This is a genomic window from Limnohabitans sp. 2KL-3 (assembly GCF_001269405.1).
Lineage (GTDB): Bacteria > Pseudomonadota > Gammaproteobacteria > Burkholderiales > Burkholderiaceae_C > Limnohabitans_A.
On record NZ_CXON01000001.1, the window covers coordinates 182,072 to 199,301 of the forward strand.

Genomic DNA, 17,230 nt, shown 5'->3' on the forward strand with positions numbered 1-17,230 from the left:
GTGGATCAATTAAAAACAGGCGGTCCGCGAGAAGGCAAAGGCGGCGCGGTGCGAGCCAACAACAGCGCCTCGGGCAAGGCTTGCACGATGTGGGCGCGTGCATCGGGCACATGGGCCAAAGCCGCCACCGTGGGCAGCGGCAATGCGGGGGTGGCGTGGGCGCACAGCGGGCAGTCCATGCTGCTGCTCACTGGGGCGACTTCACCCTCGCCTTGCACCACCACCTTCATGATGCCCATGGTGGAACACACCACGTCCATGGTTTTGGGCTGCAGCGTGGCCGCCAACACCGACACACCCACAAACAGCACGTACCAAACCAGCACGAGGCGGCTCAGTTGGCGCAGGAGTGGGCGTTGGAAAAACATGGCATGGATTATCGCAAAACAGACTACTTGAAATGATCTAAATCAAATTACCCACGATTGTCATGCGACAAGTTCATCGCGGTAACGCACACATGAAGATGGCGATGTTGGGGCATGCCACCCTGAATGGACTTCACGCACCCAGTCTTTGCATCGCCCTCTTGGCTGTCGCCAACGCATTGGCACGCATCCCGGCAAACATGTCTTTCAAGAACTGTCTGGCCAGTGGCTGCGCTTTTTCGGGCGAACCGGCATTGAAGGGAGGCTGCGGGTCGTACTCCAGGTACAACTGCACCGCCTCGGCATAGACCCGGCTTTTCAGCAGTGCCACCAGCTTGAGGCCAAAGTCGATCCCGGCCGTCACGCCGCCGCCTGTGATGCGATTGCGGTCCACCACAATGCGGCCCCGCGTGGGAATGGCACCCAACTCCTTGAGCACATCGCGGGTGTCCCAGTACGAGGTGGCTTTGTAGCCCTTGAGCAAACCCGCTGCCCCCAAAATCAAGGAGCCGGTGCACACGCTGGTCACATAGCGGGCGGTTTGACCTTTGGCCTTGAGAAAGGCCAGGACTTCCGGGTCTTCCATCATGGTGAAGGTGCCCGGCACGCCACCCGGCACAAACAACACGTCCAGCTGCTCGGGGCATTGCGCGAAGGTGGTGGTGGGTTTGACCGGAATCAGCGCGGCAGGCCCCGGGCTTTCATTGCCCACGGGCTCCAGGTCTTTCCAGAGCAGGTGGATTTCCTTGTTCATCAAGGCCTCGAACACGGTCAAGGGTCCGACCAAATCCTGCAAAAACATGCCCGGATAAACCAACATGCCGATGGTGATTTTGGGGCCGCCAATGAGCGGCGCGTAACGGTCCATGGTGGCCAAGTGGTGCTCATCAGCAGCTTGCTTTGAGGGCGCTTGCACGGCAGCGGGCTTGGCCGACGCTTGGGACGTCTGCATGGCCAAGTAGCCCAGCACCACAGAGGGCCAGGACAACAAACGAGAGAAATAACGACGGTTCATGAGAGTTCAAGGGGCACCCTTGCGGATGCCCCCTCCTGTGGCGTGGTGGATGAATCAGAATTTCGTGCTGATGCCCACCACCAGGCTGCGCGGCAAACCGGGTACGACTTGGCCACCACCAAAATAGGCCATGGGCGCGTAATACTGTTTGTTGAGCAGGTTGCTGATGCTGGCGCTGTACTGGACGTCGCCACGCTTGTAGCTGGCCTGTGCATCCCACAAGGTGACCGCGGGCATCAAGAAGGTGTTGCTGGTGTCACCAGCCAAGTTGGAGCGATGCGACGCGCCCAAGCCCAGTCCCAGGCCACTCCACTCGCCTTGTCGCACGTCGTAACGTGCTGCCACGCGCAGTGTTTGTTCAGGCACATTGAACAGGCGCTTGCCCACCCAAGCGGCATTGGTGTCTTGCGTGATTTCTGCAGTTTGGTGTGTATAGGCCGCAATCCAGGCCAGTGAAGGTGAGGCTTGCCAGCGCACGTCCACATCGAGGCCTTTGGCTTGCTGCACACCCGTTTGCACAGAAAAGCCTGGATTGGCCGGATCTGACACGGCGGCGTTCTTGCGTTGAATGTCAAACAAGGCGGCTGTGGCACTCAAACCATGCCAGCCCTTGATGCGCAGACCCAGTTCTTTTTGCTCGGCCTCTTCCATTTTGGGCGCCACGCTGAACAAAGAGCCAAACGGCACTCGGGACATCTGGCTGTAACCACCAAAGAACGACACGACATCACTGGCGTCAAAAACGGCGCCGAAACGTGGCGTGACTTTGTTGTTGGTGCTTTGGTTGTTGATACCCCAATCTGCATACAAATCTTTGGCCTCGGTGCGTGTATGACGCAAGCTGCCATGCAAGTGCCAAGAACCCACTTGAACTTGGTCTTGCACATAAACCACGGTCGAAGTGCTGCGGTTTTGTTGCTGATTGGCCGCAGCAGGCACAGCAGGCTCGCCCCAAGCTGGACGCACATTGCCGGTCAAATCGGTCATCACAAACGGCAGGTTGGCAAAGGCCATGAACCCATCGTCCCGAGTCTCGTCGCGGTCCAGACCCAAGCTGACACGGTGCAGCGCCTTGCCCGACTGGATCGCCGTCGCCAAACTGAGTTGAACCGTGTTCGATGTGAGCTTTTCCCACAGACGGGCACCACTCAAGACCACGTTGGAGCCAAAACCACTGCCGTACTGGCCTTCGCTGCCATAAGGGAATGGAAACACCCCTCGCTGATCCACTTCTGCGGTGTTGTGTGCGGCCAGCGCCTTCAAGGTCCAGTCATTGTTCAAGACTTGCGTCCACTGCACATTCAGACCGCGTGACTTTTGTGTGGTGTCGGGCAAGCCCGTGGCCGTGACAAAGGTGCTTCGGCCTACGCCTGCAGCAGGCTCGGTGGCCGAGGCGCTGGCGCGGGGCAAGCCCGAATAATCCACCGTGGTGTTGTCCAACATGCGGGCCTTGATGACCACTTTGGTTTTGGCATCGGGTGACCAGGACAGGCTCGGATTCAGCGCCGACTTGCGGAAGAACACGCCTTGGGTTTCGCTGTCAGAACGGTCATGCTCACCGTTGACCCGAAACGCCCACGCCTCGTTGATCGGCTGATTCAAATCAACGTGCGCATTGCGGCGGCCAAAGTTACCCAACTTGACTCCCACTTCACGCGAGGCCTTGGCAACAGGGTCTTTGGTCGTCACAGCAATGGTGCCGCCCACCGTCGAATAATTGCCAATCGCCTGGCCACTGCCATACAGGCCCCCCGCCGGACCTTTGATCACATCCATTTGCTGAACGCCCACCAGGCTCTCTTGGTTCTGAAACCAGCCTGGCACCGAGACACCATCGACCACCATGGCCGCATTGAAACCCCGGATTTTGAAGCCCACGTTGTTGCTGTCGCGTGGGTCGATTTCATTCACATTGCTGACATTGCGCAAGGCGTCCGAAACCGTTTTGCTGCCCTGGTCCTCGATGACCGAACGCGGAATGCTCACGATCGACTGAGGCACTTGCTCAACAGGCACCGCTGAGCGGGTGGCGGCTTGCGTCAAGGCTGGCTGATATCGGTCTTTGTCAGCCGTGACTTCGATGGTTTGAGTTTGGGCTTGCGCTAAAGCGGCGCAGCAAGCCGATGCGGCCATGGCCACGGTGGAGAAGTTCAGTTTTGTTTTCATGTTCTGACGAGATCTGGGTGTGCAAGAAAAAAATGCACACAAAAAGACATCACCCAATCAATTCGGGTGGAGACAAATCGCCTTGCGGCATTCAGATCAAGTCAGGCGGTCCGCGAGAAGGCAGTGGCGGCGCGGTGCGGGCCAGCAGCAGAGCCTCGGGCAAGGCTTGCACGATGTACGCGCGTGCATCTGGCACATGGGCCAAAGCCGCCACCGTGGGCGGCGGCAATGCGGGTGTGGCGTGGGCGCACAGCGGGCAGTCCATGCTGCTGCTCAAGGGGGCGGCGTCACCCTCGCCTTGCACCACCACCTTCATGATGCCCATGGTGGAACACACCACGTCCATGGTCTTTGGCTGCAGCGTGGCGGCCAACACCGAAACGCCCACAAACAGCACGTACCCAATCAGCACGAGGCGACTCAGCGAGTGAAAGAAGGGGTGTGAACGGTGCATGTCCATGTCTCAGCGACTGGTAGCCCATGGATTCGCGTGGCGAGGGTTGTGAACAAACGTGTGGTCAGTCAACATGTTCAAGAAAGCGACCAGGTCGCTGACTTCTTGCTCGCTGACCTCGAAGCCCCCGATCAATGAACTGCGCAAGGGGCTGGGCCCGTTGGCCGTACCACCTGCGCGGCCGGCCTGGGCGTAGTGGGCGCGGATGACTTGGTCGAGCGTGGCCATCGAGCCGTCGTGCATGTAGGGCGCAGTCAGCGCAATGTTGCGCAGGCTGGGCGTGCGGAACTTGCCCATGTCATCGGCGTCGCCCGTGAACTCGCTGATGCCCGGGTTGTCTGCGGGGTAGGCACCCCGGCCATCCAGGTTGTGCAGGCCAGTGTTGTGAAAGCCGCGCTCGGCCAATGGCAGCTTGCTGTGGCGGATGTTGTCGGTGAAGGTGAAGCTGCCGTGGCAGTGGTAGCACTCCATCTTTTCGCCAAAGAACAGGCTTTCTCCGCGCTTGGCTGCTGGGGATATGGCCGTGGGCTGGCCGCCGTATTTGTAGCGGTCATACGGGCTGTCAAACGAGAGCAGGCTGCGCTGAAAACTGGCCAAGGCTTTGGTGAGCGTGCCCAGCGAATACAAAGCCTCGCTGCCTTTTGCGGCTTCGACCGGAAAGGCTTTGGCAAACAAGTCACGGTAACGCGCATCGGCTTGCAGGCGTGCAAACAGTTCTTTCTCTCGCCCTGCCATGCCCATCTCAACCGGGTGCTCGCCAAACAGCGGAATGAGCGCCTGCACCTCCAAAGCCGTGAGGTTGGGGTTGGCCCAAGTCAGCACAGGCAGATAGGCCACATTGGCCAGCGCCATGGCACTGCGATGACCCGCTTGCCCGGTCACGCCCTTGGCCACGGCCAGTCCGTCGGTGAAGGCTTTGTCCTGGTGGTGGCAGGTGGCGCACGACATGCTGCTGTCAGCCGACAGGCGCTGGTCGTAAAACAGGTGCCGCCCCAGCTCGACCTTGGCCACACTCATCGGGTTGTCTGCGGGCACCACAGGGCGTGGCACCCAGGCAGGCAGGTCCCAATGAAAAACGTCTGTGGAACTGCCCGTGAGCACAGCCCAGCCAGCCAAGGCCAGCAGGCAGGTGCTCAGGGTTTTGCGCAAAGGGTTCATGGCCGAGCTCTGGGGTGCAGATCAGCGCTTGGACAAAAGGCGTTGAGGGCCTGCAGCGGCCACGCCGTCGTAGGCCAGGCCCAGCGCCTGCATCACGGGTGGGCAGTCGCCGTCTTTGGGGAAGCTCATGCAGCCGGGCGATGTGCCTTTGGCGTTGACGTCCACATTGGCCTGTGCCAGCACCGCGCCCATGTCGGCCACCACGGTGTTTTTGCGCAGGTCAAAGCCATCGAAGCGCACCGTCATGCGGTTGGGGTTTTGGCAAGCGCTGGGGGCTTGGGTTTTGCTCTCGCCCGCGCATGCAGTGCTGCCCAGGTGCACCGAGTAGCGGGTGACCGGGCCCATGGCGTTGGCTGCTGCGGGTTTGTCTGTGCTGATGCCACTGCTGGCGGTGTCGAACTTGATGAACTTGTAGCCGCCTTGCCAGTTCCAGAACATGGCCGTGGAGTTGAGCGGCGCGGGGGCGACCGTGGGGTCTTGGTGGTTTTGTGCAAAGGGCACGCCCACAGTGAGTTCCACCCCGGTGTACTCGCCTGCAGGCACTTGGCCGCGCACGCTGGTGTTGGTGGCTTCTGTGCCATTGCGGCAAGGGCCTGCGCCGTTTTCAAAGTCCAGCAGCGCCACCGATTGCTGTTGCCACACGCCGTCTTGCGCGAGTTGCACAGGCACGGTGCTGCCGTCTTGGCGCACCAGCTTGACCTCGCTCACATACATGCGGAAGTCGCTGGGCGTGATGGTCGAGCGCGTGCTGCCCACGCCTTCATAACGCTGGCCGCAGGCAAAGGGCTGGCCGTTGATTTGGGCAGCAAACTTCAGCTCAACGGCTTGGGAAGTGGGTGGGCTGGGCAGGGTGCTGCAGGCGCTCACGGCCAAGGCCACTGCCGTCAAGGTAAAAAGATTTTTCATCGTGTTCTCCAGTTCAAAAATCAATGCTGATGCGCAGGTGCACCTGCACGCGGTGTTTGCACCCAGACGTTCACACGCCGGGTGCCTGCTTTTTCAAAAACCAACTCCAGATCGAAGCGGTCACCGTCTTGGAGGGGTTGGGCCATGTCCAGCAGCATCAGGTGGTGCGTGCCCGCACCGCCGTGCCGCAAGGACACTTCGGTTTGTGCGGGCAACTCCAAGGCAGGCACTTGACGCATGCGCATGACATTGCCGTCCATCTGCATGTGGTGGATTTCGACCCGTGCGGCCACAGCGGTGCGGGCCGACAGCAGGCGGTCAGGCGTTTTGCCTTTGTTGCGGATGGACTTGAAATACACCGCGCCTGTGGTCGTGCCTGCCAGGCTGGGCGTGGCGTAGGGGTGGTCCATGACCACATCGCCCTGCTTAAAGTCGTGTGCGTGGGCAGAGCCCATGCCCAACAACGCCAGGGCCACCAGCCCCATGAACAAGCCGCCCACCACAAAACCCAGGCCAAAGCCGGTTTTTTGAGCGCTTTGCCAGAACCTGAAAATCACTTGTTGCATACCAGACCTTTCAGGCAGCCATGGCAAAGGGCTGGCCCACCGCCCACACGCTGGGCACGCGCAGGCGAGGCTGCTTGCGTTCGGGCAGCAAGGTGTTGAGTTCGCGGCACACCGTCTCGAAGGTGGAGTCGACCACGCGGGCCATTTCTTTGAGCGTGGGCAGTTCTTTGCGCTGCACGGTCAACACACGGCCATCGGCCTGTTTGCCCAACACGGTCAACAAATAGGCCAGGCGCTGCACGATCGACCCCGTGCGCAAACGGTGCATGTCGCAGGTCTGGCGTTGCTGCTGCATGAAGCCCTGCGTCATGGTGGTGTAACGGTCCAGGTCTTGGCCAGCCGCAAGCGGCTGTGCTTGCGCAGCCACCAAGGCCACGGCCGTGAAGGCATAAGGCTCGGCACACAGCGACTCCACGCCGATCAGGTCACCGGCCTGGGCCAGTTGCACCAGAATTTGGCCATCCTGGCCCTGGCGCTCTAGCTTGAAAACACCTTGGGTCACGCGCCATACGGGGCCGACACCGCCTGCGGCCAACAAGCTTTGGCCTCGGCTCACGCTGATGGGTTCACCCACCGGAATTTGATTTAAAAATTGCACACTCTGCTCCTGACTGAATCGGCCAGTGCACCCGCTGAAAAGCGGGCACCCGGCAAACAGCAGGCGGGCATGGGCCCGGCCTGCCACGGCTGACTTCAGGCGTGGGCAGGCGGGGCGCGGGAGTGGACCGTCCAGCGGGGGACGGCCTGAGGAATGTGTTGATCCAACTGCGCCAACAAGGGTGGCGCTTGTGGCAAAGCCTGCCACGACAAGGGGGTGGGCGGCGGCGCCATGCGGTCGCTGGCCAGCACGCACAAAGCGCAATGGTCGAGCATGGCAGCAGTCGGCACAGAACCTTCGTCGCCCTGTGCATGGCCCTGTTGGTTGAGCGCCGTCTGTGGTTTGCCCTCGGTGGTGCACACCGCCATCCAGGGCACGGCGCTGCCCTGGCTCCAGGCCCGCGCACGCGAGACCGTGGGGGCCAAAGCCGCCAGCAGCATCGCGCACAGCAGCCACAGGCTGAGCCTGCGCAGTTGGGCAGAAGTCCAGGTCATTGAAAGGTCAGTCGAGGGTCAAGCCGTCCGCTCAATGCTTGTGCATCTTGCCTTCGCCATGCTTCATGGCGGGTGCGGCGGCCATGCGGGCAGAGGCCTTGATCTCGATGTTCTGGCGCTTGCCGTCTTGGCCTTCGACCACCAGCGTCACGGGGACGGTGTCACCGTCTTTGACCTGACCCTTGAGGTCCATCAGCATGACGTGGTAACCACCAGGCTTGAGCTCGACGGCTTTGCCAGCGGGCAAGGCCAGGCTGGGCACTGCACGCATTTTCATGACGCCGCCGTCCATGGCCATCTCGTGCACCTCAACCACACCCGCCACTGGCGACTGGGCCGAGATCAGTTTGGCGTCTTGCGCCGACTGCAGCTGCATGAAAGCACCTGTGGCTTTTTGTTGCGCCACGGTGGCACGCACCCAAGCGTCCTTCACGGTGACTTGGGCTTGGGCCTGGCTGAACAGGGCCGACATCAGGACGGCAAAAGAGACAACAACGCGTTTCATGGCGAACTCCAGTTAAAAAAAGACACAAAGGGAAAGGGTATGGCGGCGCTTGAAAGCCAGCGCACCGGATCACGGACAAGTGGACCGACTCATGCGGACATGCCGCACTTGACCGTCAACCAGCTGCCGTGATCAAGAAAAATAAGGGGGAGCGCGGGCCTGCCAAGGCAGGCCAATGAGCGAGGCCAGCCGGGCCTGCTCTAGGGGACGCAGCGCATGAGACAGCCCGACATGGACTGGCGCTGAAACCGACACCACCGGGGGCGCTGCCACCGGCAAACACAAGGGGCAGTGCAGGCCTTGGTGGCTGCTTTGCGCTTCCTCGCCATCGGCATCGAGCTGGAGCAGCTTGACGTTGCCCGCTGTGGTGCACACCAGTTGCACGCCCTCGGGGTTGACCAGCGGCGAAGCCACGGCCACCCCCACAAACAACACAAACCACACCAGCACGAGGCGGGTGAGGTGGTGGGCGTTGCGCAGGGATTGCAAGAAGTACATAAGGCGTTGATTATGACATCGACGCACTCAACTTGAGCATTGGCGTCTCATGCCAAGGCTTGCGCGTCCTGCTCTTGGGCTGGACCCTGAAGGCTGGCAACAAAGTCAGCAAAAGTCTGAGCAGCACTGCTCAATCCTTCTTGGGGCATCACCAAACCCACGGGCGTGAAGGGCAAGGGTGCGGGGGGTTCCATCACCGCCAATTCACCTGCGTCCACCCACTGACGCACCACACCAAAGGGCACCAAGGTGAGCAAGTGCTGTTGCTTGAGCATGGCCCAAGTCAAGCTGGAAACGCGGGTCACCACCGAAGACAGGGGGGCTTGCACCTCGTGCTCGTTCATCAGTTGATCGAACACGGTGCGGGCCGAGGTCCCCACGGGCGGGGGCAGCCATGCACGCCTGAACAAGTCGGGCCAGTTCAAGGCCTTGCGTCGCAGCAAGGGGTGTTGTGGGCCACAGGCGATGACAAAGCGATCTGGCATCAGGGGCCAAAACCGACAGCCTTGGGGTGGTGTCCGGGGCTCGCGGCAAACGGCCAAATCGATGTCTCCTCTTGCCAACAAGAGGGCCCATTCCGTCGAACCTGTCTCCATCACATGCAGCTGGATATGCGGGTGTGCCAAGCTGAAGGCCGGTATGGCCTGACTCAAAAAACCGCTGATGGCACCGGCAATCGCCGCGATGCGCACAGACCCTTTGCCCTGTAACTTGAGCGCAGTCAAAGCCTCGGTGCCCTGGGCCATGGTTTCGAGAATGCGTGCGGCCATTGGGATGAGTTCGCGTCCGGCAGGCGTGGGCTGAACCCCTCGCGCCAAACGGTCAAACAAGGCGACATCGAGCAGAGACTCCAAGTCGGCCAGTAATTGGCTCACAGCCGGTTGACTCAAACCAATGCTCTCAGCCGTCTTTTTGACGCTGTGCAGCTCACCCAGCATCACCAGTACTTGCAAGTGACGCAACTTCGCCTTCGCTTGCAGGCGGTTCATCAGCACTGTGGCCGTGATCAAGCTCATAGAAGGTATTTGAAATGCTTATAGGTGAAGCCAATTATTGATCATTGTCTGAATTGTGGCCGCCACAATCGGATTTTTCGAAGACACATTCCTGCCCAAATAAAAAGGAGACTGACATGCCGCACCCAACCACCTGGTCACGCCGCGCTTTGTGCGCCGCATTGGCCTTAACCCCCTTGGTCTGGCACATGCCATCCAGCGCCCAAGCCGCCTACCCGCAACGCCCGGTGACCTTGGTCGTGCCCAACGCTGCAGGGGGTGCCGCTGACAACTTGGCCCGCTCCTTTGCCGACGAACTGGGCAAACACTTGGGGCAATCGGTGGTGGTGGAAAACCTCGGTGGGGCCTCGGGCGCATTGGCAGCGCAGAAGGTCCTGCGGGCCCAAGCCGATGGTTACACCCTGCTTTTTGGGACCACCAGTGACATGGTGGTCACCCCCATCGCCCTCAAAACCGCCGGTTACAGCGCCAAGGACTTCAGTCCGATCGCCAAAGTCGGCAGCACCCCCATGACGCTGGTGGCACGCAACAATCTGGGAGCCACCACGGCGGCGCAAATGCTGGCCCTGGCCAAACAAAAAAGCCAGGGCTTGAGTGTGGGCGTCACGGGCAATGCATCGCTTCAGGCATTTGCCACCGTGGCCATGGAGAGGGCCGCCAAAATTGATCTGTTGGCTGTACCTTACAAAGGGGGTGCGCCCATTTTGAATGACTTACTGGCCGGTCAGATCGACTTGGCCGTTGTGGCCTTACCCGGTGTTCTGCACCATGTGAAGGCAGGCAAATTGACATGGCTTGGCGTGTTGTCTGACAAACGAGTACCCCAAGCCAGCGATTTGCCCACCTTGGGCGAAACACCCGGGTTTGAAGGCGTGGTGACCGAGATTTGGGCCGGTATTGCAGGGCCATCCGGTTTGCCGCCCGCTGTGGTGAACCGCCTGAGCCAGGCGGTCAAAGCCGTCCTGACGGATGCGGCCTACGTTGAACGCCGTGCCAAGTCCGGTGACACCTCGGTCCCGTTTGCGCCACCGGCCGAGTTCGGGCGCTTTTTGCTGGCCGAAGATGCCCGCTACCGGGAACTGGCCACAGGCATGAAGCTGGAGTAAGTTACCCATGCAGGATATTGAACAAGAAACCCCGCAGCGAACCGTTTTGTCCAACGGGCTGGAGTTTCACCATGTCGAGGCGGGGTCTGGGCCACCCTTGGTGTTTTTGCATGGGGTCTTGGGCGACTGGCGAACCTGGGCACCCCAATGGTCCGCATTCACGTCGCAATTTCGCTGCATTGCCTACAGCCGCCGCTACAACTGGCCCAACCGAAACAACCAAGCTCAGCCTGACCATTCGGCCCTGGTCGAGGCCGACGACCTCCTGCAATTGCTCGATGCCTGGGGCATTCCATCGGCGGTGCTGGTGGGTTCGTCCTACGGGGCCTTCACCGCCTTGGCGCTGGCCCATCGGCACCCTTCCCGCGTGCGGGCCATGGTCTTGTTGGAGCCGCCCATGCTGCGCTGGGCCGAGCGCAGCGAAGCCGGTCGCATGGCCCTGGCCACATTCGAGCGCGAAGTGCGAGAGCCCGCCCGACAAGCCTTCCTGTCGGGTGACACCGAGCGCGGCGCACTGCTGCTGACGGGCGGCATCGTGGGTGCCCAGACCATGCGTCAATTGCCCCATGCTGCCATCGATCGGCGTTTGCAAAACGCAGCGTCCATCCGCATGCTGACACTCTCCAGCGACGAATTTCCCATGATCACGCCCGATGACATTCGGGCCATCCGCACACCCACTCTGTTGCTGGCGGGTGATCAGACCCCGGCCATTCACGAGGCCGTCTACAACAACCTTTGCCGTGTGATGACACAGGCACACACCGGACGCATCAGCAGCGCCGGACATGGTGCTGCTCGGGACAATCCGGCTGAATTCAACCAAAGAAGCTTGGCATTTTTGAACCAGCTTGGCGGCTTGCCAGTGGCTCAGACCAGCCACGCAGGAGCGTGACGTCCTTCCTCAATCGGATAGCGCATGGCATCGGGTCAACTCAAGTGCCAGCTCAAAACAGCGCTGGGCAGCCTCACCCATGCCCGCCTCATCTACCGGGAAAAAACCGGGAATGTCGTATTTGTCGTAGTGCGCATAGGAAGAAAAGGCCATGGCCCAATCTACAAACTGCCGGTCGGTGATGGGGCCTCGCCCTAGCAGTTCTACGTTGTGGTGCCGCTCATCGCGTTGGAGGCTTTTCCACAAAGCATCGATCGAGCCAGAGGGGCCTTCGATGCACTGAACAAAAATTTCCTCGGTGTAGAGCAAATGCCCCGTGATGCCCAAGCTCAGGTTGCGCTTGCGGCACTGCACCAGCAAATTGAACAAATGCAAGCTGCCCAATTTGTGGGTGGCTTTTGAGCGATAAACCAAGCGTTCCAACATAGGGGCTCCAAGACCAACCGGGTATTTTTGTCGACGGTCTTGATGCCTGCCTTACAAAACGCTGGCTCTTACACATTTGCATACCAAGGGCGAATACGACTCAGGCCAAATCGCGTATCACCTGCGGCTCGATGGCGGCCCACTCTTCGTCGGTGAACAGGCGCGAGCGGGTGTGAAACGCTTTGCCGGTGTTGCCTTCCAGCGAAAAGGTGCCGCCCGAGCCTTCGATCACATCCAGGATCAACTGCGTGTGTTTCCAATACTCGTACTGCGATTTGCTGATATAAAACGGCACCCCACCCACATGGCCCAACAACACGTCGTAAGGCCCAATCGTCAGGTCGGTGGGCAAATAACAATTGGCAGCGCTGTTGTCGCAGCAGCCGCCGCTTTGGTGAAACATCAGTTCGCCGTATTGGGCTTTGAGTTCATCGATCAAGGCCAGCGCTTCGGGCGTGACCACCACACGTTCAACCATGTTCATCTCCTGACATGCCAAGACAAAAAGGGGCGGATTGCTCCGCCCCTGTGAGGATGACCGATTCAATCGATCAGAAGAAACCCAGTTTGCTCTCGCTGTAGCTGACCAAGAGGTTCTTGGTTTGCTGGTAGTGGTCGAGCATGACCTTGTGGGTTTCGCGGCCGATGCCGGACTCTTTGTAGCCACCAAACGCAGCGTGTGCGGGGTAAGCGTGGTAGCAGTTGGTCCACACACGACCGGCCTTGATGGCGCGACCCATGCGGTAGGCCACGTTGCCGTTGCGGCTCCACACGCCAGCGCCCAAACCATACAAAGTGTCGTTGGCGATTTCCAGGGCTTCGGCTTCGTCCTTGAAGGTGGTCACGGCCAACACGGGGCCAAAGATCTCTTCTTGGAAGATGCGCATTTTGTTGTGGCCTTTGAACAAGGTGGGCTGCACGTAGTAGCCGCCTTCGAGGTCACCACCCAAATGGGCTTGTTCACCGCCGGCCAAGACTTCAGCGCCTTCTTGCTTGCCCAAGTCCAGGTAAGACAAGATTTTGGTCAGCTGCTCTTTGGACGCTTGTGCGCCCATCATGCTGTCGGTGTCGAGTGGGTTTTGGTGTTTGATGGCGGCCACGCGCTTCAAGACACGCTCCATGAACTTGTCGTAGATGCTTTCTTGGATCAAGGCACGCGATGGGCAGGTGCAAACCTCACCTTGGTTGAACGCGAACAAGACCAAACCTTCGATGGCTTTGTCGAGGAAGCCGTCGTCTTTGTCCATGATGTCGGCAAAGAAAATGTTGGGCGACTTGCCGCCGAGTTCGAGCGTGGCGGGGATCAGGTTGTTGGCAGCGGCTTGGGCGATCACACGGCCTGTGGAGGTCGAACCTGTGAAGGCGATCTTGGCGATGCGCTTGCTGGTGGCCAGTGGCATGCCGGCTTCGCGGCCATAGCCGTTGACGATGTTGAGCACACCAGGGGGCAACAAGTCGGCGATCAGCTCAGCCATGATCATGATCGAGATGGGGGTGGACTCGGCGGGCTTCAAAACCACGCAGTTGCCCGCACCAATGGCAGGGGCCAGTTTCCAGGCCGCCATCAAGATGGGGAAGTTCCAAGGAATGATCTGACCGACCACGCCCAGGGGTTCCTGGAAGTGATAGGCCACGGTGTTCTCGTCGATGTTGGACAGCGCGCCTTCTTGCGCACGCAGGCAACCGGCGAAGTAACGGAAGTGGTCCACCGTCAGTGGAATGTCGGCGTTGAGCGTTTCGCGAATCGCTTTGCCGTTGTCCACGGTTTCGGCGTAGGCCAACATTTCCAGATTGGCTTCAATGCGGTCGGCGATTTTGAGCAGGATGTTGGCGCGGGTGGCGGCATCGGTCTTGCCCCAAGCGTCGGCGGCGGCGTGCGCGGCGTCCAGCGCCAGCTCGATGTCGGCGGCGTCAGAGCGTGCGGCCTGTGTGTACACCTTGCCGCTGATGGGCGTGATCACATCGAAGTATTGGCCTTTGACCGGCGCCACAAATTTGCCACCGATGAAGTTGTCGTAACGGGCTTTGTATTGAACTTTGGCGTCTGCGGTGCCGGGTGCTGCGTAAATCATGAGAGTTTCCTGAAAAGGTTAAACGTCTTGCTTGACGTGCCTTTCTTTTCGCAGCAACCGTGCCAACCCTGAAACATGCCCAAAACCTGTCTTTTTGCGCCAACGTGAAGCAACTTCTGAACTGAGCGTTCACGGCCCATGCGCCCGCTTGTGACACTGCGTCAATGTGGCACGGCAAATGATTTCATAGGTGAACGTCACAAAAAAATCTCTCAACTCAATGGGGTCGAAGTTGGCCAAAAAAAAGCCCCTGAAAAGGGGCTTTTAAGTAGGTAGTGACGTCGTTGACTCAGAACCTGCGCTGAGCCTCCAAGCCCAACAACAACTTGCGACCTGGACCTGGCTCGAAAAAGCGTTTGTTGCCATCGTTGACGATCACCGAACCCGCATGTTTTTGATCGGTGATGTTGTCCACTCGGACAAACTCGCGCAGTGTCCAGTCCCCGTGTTCTTGCTTGAACTGCACGCCCAAGTTGAACAAAGTGTGGGAGGCTGCCGCATCGTCGTTCAGGTCATTGACCATGACCCGCCCTGCATGGCGCGCCTCCAGCGTCACACGACTGCCAGCCCAGCCAGTGTCCCAAGCGGTCTGCACAAAAAGCTGATGTTTGGGCAGGCCTGGAATCAGGTTACCTGCGGGCACTTGCACGGGTTGGTTCACATTGGGGCACAGAGTCACCACGCATGTCGTGAAGCTGTCTTTGTAGTTGGCCCGCATCCAGGTGTAGGCCGATGTCAACGTCACAGGGCCCGTGCGCCATTCACCGGCCAGCTCCAAGCCTTGGCGCAAGGTGCGTCCAGCATTTTGGAACGTGGTTCGTCCGCCAGTGTTGTTTTGAACCACGATCTCGTCGTCGGTGCGGATGTCAAATGCGGTCGCACTCCAGCGCAACTTGTCGGCGCGACCGCGCAAGCCCAGCTCGGCGCTGGTGCTGCGGGCAGCGTTGAGTTCGGTGTTGAAGCCCGAGACGCCGCCACTGCGGTAGGCCACTTCGTTGAGCGTGGGAATCTCATAGCCCTTGCCGATGCTGGCGAAAGCTTGCACGGCGGGGCTCCACTGCCAGCGCGCACCCACCACCGGCAAAGTGGCTTTGAAGTCCTTGGTTCCACTGTCGTCTTTGTTGTTACCCACGATGTAAAGGTCGGTGGATTTGTAGTCCGTGCTTGTCTGGCGCACGCCCCCCATGAGCGTCAGGTTTTGCGTGCGCCATTCGGTTTGGACATAGGGATCGAGTGTCTGGGCGCGGTTGATCTCGTCACGACGGAGTTTGCCCTGCACACCCACAACATCACCCATAAAGTTTTCATAGCCTTTACGGCTGTCGCTTTGGTGGTCTGACGCGACACCCGCGCTGACGGACAAACGACCACCTTGCCAGTCTTGTTCATGACGCCAACGGGCGTTCCAGCCCCAATAGTCACGGTCCAAATCAATCACGGCCCCCGAACTGCCTGGTGCGGCCTGCGCCCCGGCCGTGATGGATTGAAACTGCACCACTTGGCGTTGACCGCCATAAGCCATCAGCTCCAGCTTGTGACCATGACCTAACGCTTGCTCGAAAGCCAAGCCCAATTGGGTTTGCGAGACTGTTTTTCGAGTGTTGTAATCCAGCGCGCCCGAATTGGTTTGATCCGGGTTGGCATCAAACGCTGCGCGATCCAAACCTTGCGGGTCCAGCGCAAAACTGCTGTGCCGGTTGAACACCAGCACGGTGCGCCCACCGTCGTGTGGGCGAGAGAGTTTCATATTCGCTGTACTGCGGTCGGCGGCGGACTGAGGACGTGTGCCATCGGTGGCAAAGCCACTCACGTCCAGCGCATACGACCATCCCGGGGCCTGCGCTGAGCCAGTCTGGCCTGTGACTTGGGTGGAGGCGCGCCACAAACCATCTGACCCTGCAACCACACCTGTCCGCCACTGCGACGGTTGTTGCCCGTCTTCGGTGTAGAGCAACAAGGCACCGCCCGAAGATGCGCCGTAGAGCGCTGCCATCGGGCCACGCACCACTTCGACACGGTCAGCGCTGCCCAAAGGAAAATTGGCCGCCTGGCCCGAGCCATCCGGCGCACTGGCCGGGATGCCGTCGACAAACAGACGCACGCCGCGCACTCCAAAGGTGGCGCGGGCACCGTAGCCGCGCACCGAGATTTGCAGGTCCTGAGCGTAGTTTTGCCGATTGCGGATCACCAAACCGGGCACACGACCCAAACTTTCAGACAGATTGACTTGCGCTTGACCGTCGCGCAGCTCATCGCCTTCAACCATATCGACCGAACCTGCCCCACGCCACAAACCGCCAGCGCTTCGCTCTGCGGTCACGACCATCGGCGACAAAGCCCCAGCATCCGCCAGCGCGGCAGATGGAGGGACCGATTGCGCTTGCGCGCCAGCAGCGCACAACATTGCAATGGCCCATGCCACGGGGGCCAGTTGGAGAGAAGAAGCCCGCTGCGCAGATCGGGGGGATGGATAGTTCATGTGTACTGCATTCATGATCGTATGGTGTTCAGTGGGGTTGACGCTCAATGTCACCATTGCGCGGTCTCGAAATGGTGTGTTCCAAACTGGGTGACCTGGGCCACCATGGCTTTTGTCCTCTTTTGTGACAGACAAGACTTGCCGAAATTGAATGCATGAAATATGCCCGCTTGCCCTTGAGACTCAACGGGGTTGTCCGACTTCGATCGGAATTGAGGCGTACCAAGCGGCCAGATTCTCAATTTCTTTGTCGGTCAACGGCTTGGCCATGACCGCCATGACCTCATTGGCACGTTTGCCACTGCGGTATTGCTTGAGCTGCTCTTCGATGTAGATGGCCGGTTGTCCGGCCAAGTGCGGCGCATTGGGCATGCTGGACAAACCCAAGGCACCATGACAGGTCACGCACATGCCGGCCTTGACCTGTCCGGCTTTGGCATCGGCCGCCTGGGCCTGAAAAGCCAGACCCAAGCACAGGGCCAGCACCACACCCAGCCCCTGAAACATT

19 protein-coding genes are annotated in these 17,230 nt (G+C 59.9%); 2 read left to right on the forward strand and 17 right to left on the reverse strand.

Annotation, left to right across the window (positions count from 1 at the left end):
• Positions 1 to 5: 5 nt before the first annotated feature.
• The 12 genes from AMM41_RS00800 to AMM41_RS00855 form a co-directional block, all read right to left on the reverse strand.
• A complete protein-coding gene (locus AMM41_RS00800; protein ID WP_089952000.1) occupies positions 6 to 368 on the reverse strand; it encodes a DUF2946 family protein in 363 nt (120 codons plus the stop codon).
• Positions 369 to 501: 133 nt separating this feature from the next.
• The gene (locus tag AMM41_RS00805) at positions 502 to 1,383 is read right to left on the reverse strand and encodes a DJ-1/PfpI family protein (protein ID WP_228769028.1); all 882 of its coding nucleotides are present in this window, start codon (positions 1,381 to 1,383) and stop codon (positions 502 to 504) included.
• A gap of 54 nt (positions 1,384 to 1,437) precedes the next feature.
• Positions 1,438 to 3,549: a TonB-dependent siderophore receptor gene (locus tag AMM41_RS00810; protein WP_089952003.1), complete on the reverse strand. Its 2,112-nt coding sequence runs from the start codon at positions 3,547 to 3,549 to the stop codon at positions 1,438 to 1,440.
• A 91-nt stretch (positions 3,550 to 3,640) separates the two neighbouring features.
• Positions 3,641 to 3,961: a DUF2946 family protein gene (locus AMM41_RS00815; RefSeq protein WP_228769029.1), complete on the reverse strand. Its 321-nt coding sequence runs from the start codon at positions 3,959 to 3,961 to the stop codon at positions 3,641 to 3,643.
• A 51-nt stretch (positions 3,962 to 4,012) separates the two neighbouring features.
• A complete protein-coding gene (locus AMM41_RS00820; protein WP_089952005.1) occupies positions 4,013 to 5,161 on the reverse strand; it encodes a methanobactin export MATE transporter MbnM in 1,149 nt (382 codons plus the stop codon).
• A 21-nt stretch (positions 5,162 to 5,182) separates the two neighbouring features.
• Entirely contained in the window at positions 5,183 to 6,067 is an 885-nt protein-coding gene (locus AMM41_RS00825; protein ID WP_089952008.1) for an MbnP family copper-binding protein, read from the reverse strand.
• Between the two features lie 20 nt (positions 6,068 to 6,087).
• On the reverse strand, positions 6,088 to 6,633 hold the full coding sequence (locus tag AMM41_RS00830; protein WP_228769030.1) for a copper chaperone PCu(A)C: 546 nt from the start codon (positions 6,631 to 6,633) through the stop codon (positions 6,088 to 6,090).
• Between the two features lie 10 nt (positions 6,634 to 6,643).
• Entirely contained in the window at positions 6,644 to 7,231 is a 588-nt protein-coding gene (locus AMM41_RS00835) for a cyclic nucleotide-binding domain-containing protein (protein ID WP_146186281.1), read from the reverse strand.
• A 95-nt stretch (positions 7,232 to 7,326) separates the two neighbouring features.
• Positions 7,327 to 7,725 (reverse strand): DUF2946 family protein, encoded by a 399-nt coding sequence (locus tag AMM41_RS00840; RefSeq protein WP_089952014.1) that lies wholly within the window; start codon positions 7,723 to 7,725, stop codon positions 7,327 to 7,329.
• A 31-nt stretch (positions 7,726 to 7,756) separates the two neighbouring features.
• Positions 7,757 to 8,230: a copper chaperone PCu(A)C gene (locus AMM41_RS00845; protein WP_089952016.1), complete on the reverse strand. Its 474-nt coding sequence runs from the start codon at positions 8,228 to 8,230 to the stop codon at positions 7,757 to 7,759.
• Positions 8,231 to 8,362: 132 nt separating this feature from the next.
• Positions 8,363 to 8,728, reverse strand: coding sequence for a DUF2946 family protein (locus AMM41_RS00850; RefSeq protein WP_089952020.1), 366 nt, complete (start codon positions 8,726 to 8,728; stop codon positions 8,363 to 8,365).
• Between the two features lie 47 nt (positions 8,729 to 8,775).
• Complete coding sequence (locus tag AMM41_RS00855; protein ID WP_089952023.1) at positions 8,776 to 9,744, reverse strand: LysR family transcriptional regulator; 969 nt, start codon at positions 9,742 to 9,744, stop codon at positions 8,776 to 8,778.
• Positions 9,745 to 9,860: 116 nt separating this feature from the next.
• Between AMM41_RS00855 and AMM41_RS00860 the strand changes: the two genes are divergently transcribed.
• On the forward strand, positions 9,861 to 10,850 hold the full coding sequence (locus tag AMM41_RS00860) for a Bug family tripartite tricarboxylate transporter substrate binding protein (protein WP_089952025.1): 990 nt from the start codon (positions 9,861 to 9,863) through the stop codon (positions 10,848 to 10,850).
• A 7-nt stretch (positions 10,851 to 10,857) separates the two neighbouring features.
• Entirely contained in the window at positions 10,858 to 11,745 is an 888-nt protein-coding gene (locus tag AMM41_RS00865; RefSeq protein ID WP_089952027.1) for an alpha/beta fold hydrolase, read from the forward strand.
• A 9-nt stretch (positions 11,746 to 11,754) separates the two neighbouring features.
• Here the strand turns inward: AMM41_RS00865 and AMM41_RS00870 are convergent, their stop codons facing one another.
• From AMM41_RS00870 to AMM41_RS00890, 5 genes are all read right to left on the reverse strand, one after another.
• Positions 11,755 to 12,171: a BLUF domain-containing protein gene (locus AMM41_RS00870; protein WP_089952029.1), complete on the reverse strand. Its 417-nt coding sequence runs from the start codon at positions 12,169 to 12,171 to the stop codon at positions 11,755 to 11,757.
• A 100-nt stretch (positions 12,172 to 12,271) separates the two neighbouring features.
• Positions 12,272 to 12,649 carry a DUF779 domain-containing protein gene (locus AMM41_RS00875; protein ID WP_089952565.1) on the reverse strand — a complete coding sequence of 126 codons (378 nt, stop codon included), beginning with the start codon at positions 12,647 to 12,649 and terminating at the stop codon, positions 12,272 to 12,274.
• Between the two features lie 73 nt (positions 12,650 to 12,722).
• Positions 12,723 to 14,243, reverse strand: a complete 1,521-nt coding sequence (gene adh / locus AMM41_RS00880) for an aldehyde dehydrogenase (protein ID WP_089952031.1) — start codon at positions 14,241 to 14,243, stop codon at positions 12,723 to 12,725.
• A 289-nt stretch (positions 14,244 to 14,532) separates the two neighbouring features.
• The gene (locus AMM41_RS00885) at positions 14,533 to 16,722 is read right to left on the reverse strand and encodes a TonB-dependent receptor family protein (protein ID WP_228769031.1); all 2,190 of its coding nucleotides are present in this window, start codon (positions 16,720 to 16,722) and stop codon (positions 14,533 to 14,535) included.
• A gap of 183 nt (positions 16,723 to 16,905) precedes the next feature.
• Positions 16,906 to 17,229 carry a c-type cytochrome gene (locus tag AMM41_RS00890; RefSeq protein WP_089952036.1) on the reverse strand — a complete coding sequence of 108 codons (324 nt, stop codon included), beginning with the start codon at positions 17,227 to 17,229 and terminating at the stop codon, positions 16,906 to 16,908.
• Position 17,230: the final 1 nt, after the last annotated feature.